The 4793-nt window shown below is 65.6% G+C and carries 2 protein-coding genes; both read right to left on the reverse strand.

The features are described 5' to 3' along the window. Window positions 1–80: 80 nt before the first annotated feature. Complete coding sequence (locus QZY48_RS02770) at window positions 81–3302, reverse strand: efflux RND transporter permease subunit (RefSeq protein ID WP_295427397.1); 3222 nt, start codon at window positions 3300–3302, stop codon at window positions 81–83. A gap of 17 nt (window positions 3303–3319) precedes the next feature. Then, the gene (locus QZY48_RS02775; protein ID WP_295427399.1) at window positions 3320–4570 is read right to left on the reverse strand and encodes an efflux RND transporter periplasmic adaptor subunit; all 1251 of its coding nucleotides are present in this window, start codon (window positions 4568–4570) and stop codon (window positions 3320–3322) included. Between the last annotated feature and the right edge of the window lie 223 nt (window positions 4571–4793).

The following is a 4793-nucleotide window of genomic DNA, read 5'->3' on the forward strand; positions in this document are numbered from 1 at the left end:
CCCCCGTAGGGTCCGCTGTGCGGACCGACGCCCCCGCAAAGGGCGCGGCGGCCGCATCCAAGATCGCGGGTCGCTTCAGGTCAGACATCCTTGCGCTCCGCCTGAGTCGCGACTGCCCCGCCGCCGACGGTCGCCCCCGGGCCGTCCGCCCCCGCAGTCTTGGCCACCACGGACGCCGAGAGATCGCTCTTGGCGCTGCCGAAGAACCGTTTGCTGAAGGTCCCCACCAGCCAGTAGAACATCGGGATGAAGAAGATGGCGACCAGGGTGGCGACCAGGGTACCGCCGATGACGCCGGTGCCGATGGAGTGCCGGCTGTTGGCCGAGGCCCCGGTGGCGATGGCGAGCGGCAGGGTCCCCAGGACGAAGGCGAAGGACGTCATGATGATGGGCCGCAGCCGCAGCCGCGCCGCCTCCGCCGCCGCGTCGAACAGCGACATCCCTTCCTTGCGGTGCAGTTCCACGGCGAATTCGACGATCAGGATGGCGTTCTTGGCCGCCAGCCCGACCAGCGTCAGCAGGCCGATCTGGAAATAGATGTCGTTGTCGATACCGCGCAGCGCAATGGCGATCAGGGCGCCCAGGACCGCGAAGGGGATCGCCATCATGACGCTGATCGGCAGGGACCAACTCTCGTATTGGGCGGCGAGGATCAGGAACACGAAGATCAGGCCGAAACTGAAGGCAATGGTCGAGGTGGACCCGGAGCTGACCTCCTCGCGCGCCTCGCCGGCCCACTCGAAGCCATAGCCCTGGGGCATCAGTCCTTCCGCGACCTCCTGGATCGCCGCCAGGGCGGTGCCGGAACTCACCCCGGGGGCCGGGGCGCCGTTGATGGCGATGGCCGGGTAGTTGTTGAACCGGGTCACCATATCGGGCCCCACCACATAGCGGGTGCTGACCAGGGCCGAGAGCGGGATCATCTTGTCATCCCTACTCTTGACATAGAACTTGCCGATGTCCTCCGGGGTCATACGATAGCTCGGCTCCGCCTGCAGGATGACCTGGAAGAGGCGTGAGTCCTTGGGAAACTGACTCACATAGAGTGACCCGAACATGGTCTGCAGGGTGTTGTAGACCTCCTGGATCGGCACCCCCAGGATCTCCGCCTTTTCCCGATCCACATCGGCGAGCAATTGCTGACCATTGGCGCGTACGGTGGTTGAGACGCCCGCGAGTTCAGGCCGGGTCTTGGCCTTTTCGATGATCTGATTGACCAGGTCGTAGAGTTGTCCGAAGGTCCCGGCGCCCTTCTGCTCGATCCACATCTGGAACCCGGCGGTGATCCCCAGTCCCGGGATGGCCGGCGGGTTGATGGGTACCACCAGGCCGCCCTGAATGCTCTGGAATTGGCGCACGCCGTCGGCGATGACCGCGTTCGCCGACAGGTCCGGTGAGGTGCGCTCCGCATAGTCCTTCAAGCTCACGAACAGCAGGCCGAAGTTGGTCTTCATCTGTGAGTCGATGAGGCTGTAGCCGTCGACCTGGGTGACATTGGCCACCGCCGGGTTAGCGCGCATGATGGCCGCGGCCTGGCTGCCGACCGCGTTGGTGCGCGACAGACTGGCGGAGTCCGGCAGGAAATAGGGCACGAAGATATAGCCCTGGTCTTCCTGGGGCACGAAGGCCGTCGGCAGGACCTTGAACAGCCACACGCAGGCGGCCACCACCAGCGCGAGGACGAGAAAGCCCGGGAACCAGGCCCCCAGGACCGTCTTGACCCCCTGCACATAGCCGTTGGTGATCCGCTCGAAGCCCTTGTCAAACGACGCGAAGAAGCCCTTCTTCCCGCCCTTCCTGGCCTGGATGAGAATCGCCGCCAGGGCCGGGGACAGGGTGAGCGCGATGAACCCGGAGAACACCACCGAGATCGCAATGGTCACGGCGAACTGTTGGTACAGGGCGCCGGTGATGCCGCCCAGGAAGGCGACCGGGACGAAGACCGCGTTCAACACCAGCACCACCGCGATCACGGGTCCGCTGACCTCGTCCATGGCCTTCTTCGCGGCCGCGTTGGGGGTCAGCCCGTATTGTTCCATATTGCGCTCGGTGTTCTCCACCACCACGATGGCGTCATCCACCACCAGCCCGATGGCGAGGATCATGCCGAACAGGGTCAGCATGTTGATGGAAAAGCCCAGGAGCAGCATCCCGATCAGGGCGCCCAGGATCGACACCGGCACCGCCAGCGTCGGGATGATGGTCAGGCGCAGGCTGTGCAGAAAGATGAAGACCACCAGCACCACCAGCACCACGGCCTCGAAGAAGGTCTTGACCACCTCGTCGATGGACGCCTGCACGAAGGCGGTGGTATCCAGCGCCACGGCATAGTCGAGCCCGCTGGGAAAGCCCTTCGCCAACTCCGCCAGGTTGGCGCGCACGTCCTCGGAGACCTGGATGGAGTTGGCCCCGGGCTGCTGATAGACGGCGATCAGGGTCGCCGGCCGGCCCTGGTATTCGGTCTGGAGGGTGTAGCTCTGGGCGCCCAGTTGCGCATAGCCCACGTCCTTGACCCGCACCAGGGCCGCGTCCTTGTTCTCGGCGCGCACGATCATGTTGTCGAACTGGTAGGGTTCGGTGATGATGCCGGTGGTGACCGGGAAGGTCATGGGTACCGGATAGGGGGTGGGCGTGTCGCCGATGCGCCCGACCGCGAATTGCTGGTTCTGCTGCTTGACCACGTCCGCGAGCTGGGTGGCGGTCACCCCGAGCTGGGCCATGCGGTCGGGCTTGAGCCAGATACGCATCGCATACTCGGGGACGCCGAAGATGGCCGCCTGGTTGGCACCGTCGATGCGGTTGATGTTGCTCAGGATCTGGGTATTGGTATAGTTCGAGATAGAGTCGTTGTCGAGCCGGCCATCGGGCGAGAAGAAGGCCAGTATCATCAGGAAGGTGCTGGTCTTCTGCTGCACGTCGACGCCCTGCGCCTGCACCGACTGCGGCAACTGGGCCATCGCCTGACTCACCCGGTTCTGCACGTCCACCTGGGCCAGTTCGGGGTTGGTATCGATGGTGAAATAGACGGTCAGCGTATAGTTGCCGGTCGACGAACTGGCGGACGACATGTAGATCATGTTATTGGCGCCGTTCACCTGCTCCTCAATGGGGGCGCCGACGTTCTGGGCCACCAGGGTGCCGTTGGCCCCCGGGTAGGTGGCGGTGACCTGGATCTGGATCGGGGTCACCTGCGGGTATTGCGCGATGGGCAATTGCACCATCGCCACCAGGCCGGCGATGGAGATGATCAGGGCGATGACGGCGGCGAAGATGGGCCGGTCGATGAAGAAGTGGGAGAACATGGGCTGGTCCTGCGCTGCTACTTCTTGGCGTCGTCGGCCGAAGCGACCGGGGCGCTGCCCGGGGCCGGCGTGGTCGGTCCGTGGAGCACACCCGGGGGCGGGCGCGGGGCGGTGGGCTTGGCGTCCGTCGGCGCCGGTGTCGGCGCGGCGGCGGCCGGCGCGGTCGCGACGATCTTGACCCTGGCCCCGGGGGCCAGGCGTGACACCCCGTCGGTCACCACCACATCGCCGGCGGCGAGCCCGCCGGTGATGAACCAGTCATTGCCCTGCCAGGGTCCGACCTCCACCGGGCGGGGTGCGACGGTATCGTCCTTGCCCACCAGCATCACGAAGTGCCCCTTGGCACCCTGCAGCACGGCCTCCTGGGGGATCAGGATGGCGTTGCGCCGCACGGCCCCGGCGAGCCGTACCTGGACGAACTGCCCCGGGCGCAGGGTGTAATCGGGATTGGGCACGGTGGCGCGCAGCAGGAAGGTCCCGGTCTTGACGTTGTAATCGGCATTGGTAAAGGTGATGCGGCCCTCGTGCGGGAAGATGGAACCGTCCGACAGGATGACCTGTACCACGAAGTCCTTCTGGTCGGGGACGCTCAGGACGCCCGCGTCCTTCTGGGTACGGAACCTGAGCATCTCATTCTCTGACACGCTGAAGTTGACCCACAGGCTGTCGATCTGGGCGACATAGGTCAGCAGGCTGTTGGCCCCGGAGACATAGGCCCCGTCCTGGACCTGGGCATAGCTTGAGAGCCCCGTCACCGGGGCGGTGATGGTGGTGTAGCCCAGGTTGAGTTGGGCCTGCTGTACGTTGGCCTTGGCCGCGTACACCGCCGCCGCGGCCGACTGCTGCGAGCCGGTGGCGTCGTCCAGGTCCTTCTGGCTCAGGGCCTTGAGCGCGGTCAGCGGCTTGACCCGCGCGAGATTGTCGGTGGCGACCTGAAGCCTGGCCTGCTGCTCGCCCAGCGCGCCCTTGGCCGCGTCGAGCGAGGCCTGGAAGGGCTTGGGGTCCTGCTTGAACATCACGTCCCCGGCCTTGACCAGGCTGCCCTCGGTGTAGACCCGCTGCTCCAGGAATCCGTCGACCCGCGCGCGGATCTGCACCTGGTGGGTACTCTCCGTCTGACCCACGTAGGTAAAGCTGACCGGGATATCGCGCGGGACTATGGTCTGCACCGTCACCTGCGCCGGCGGGCGCTCCTGGGGCTTGGCCGCGGGCTTGTCGCAGCCCGCCAGGAAGGCGGACACCGTCAGGACGATCAACAACCAACGCATCTCGGTGGTGCTCCGATGTAACTGGGGAATCCGCTCGGGCCAGGCCCGAGCCCGCGGTCCAGCCGCTGCGGCACAGATGTGTGTATCGTCTCACACCAGGGGCAGACAGGACACCCGGCGGGCCGGGGGGTGCGATCAGAACTGCTGTGGTGACCGAGATCTCGGGTACGCTATCGTTGTCGTTGTCGTTGTCGTAATCGAATAATCCGACCACGATTACGAC

It is taken from the genome of uncultured Thiodictyon sp. (genome assembly GCF_903828115.1).
In the GTDB taxonomy this organism is placed as follows: Bacteria; Pseudomonadota; Gammaproteobacteria; order Chromatiales; family Chromatiaceae; genus Thiodictyon.

Excerpts from the sequence above, each read along its gene's own strand:
- QZY48_RS02775 (WP_295427399.1), bottom strand. The coding sequence starts at position 4,570 with ATGCGTTGGTTGTTGATCGTCCTGACGGTGTCCGCCTTCCTGGCGGGC.
- QZY48_RS02770 (WP_295427397.1), bottom strand. The coding sequence starts at position 3,302 with ATGTTCTCCCACTTCTTCATCGACCGGCCCATCTTCGCCGCCGTCATC.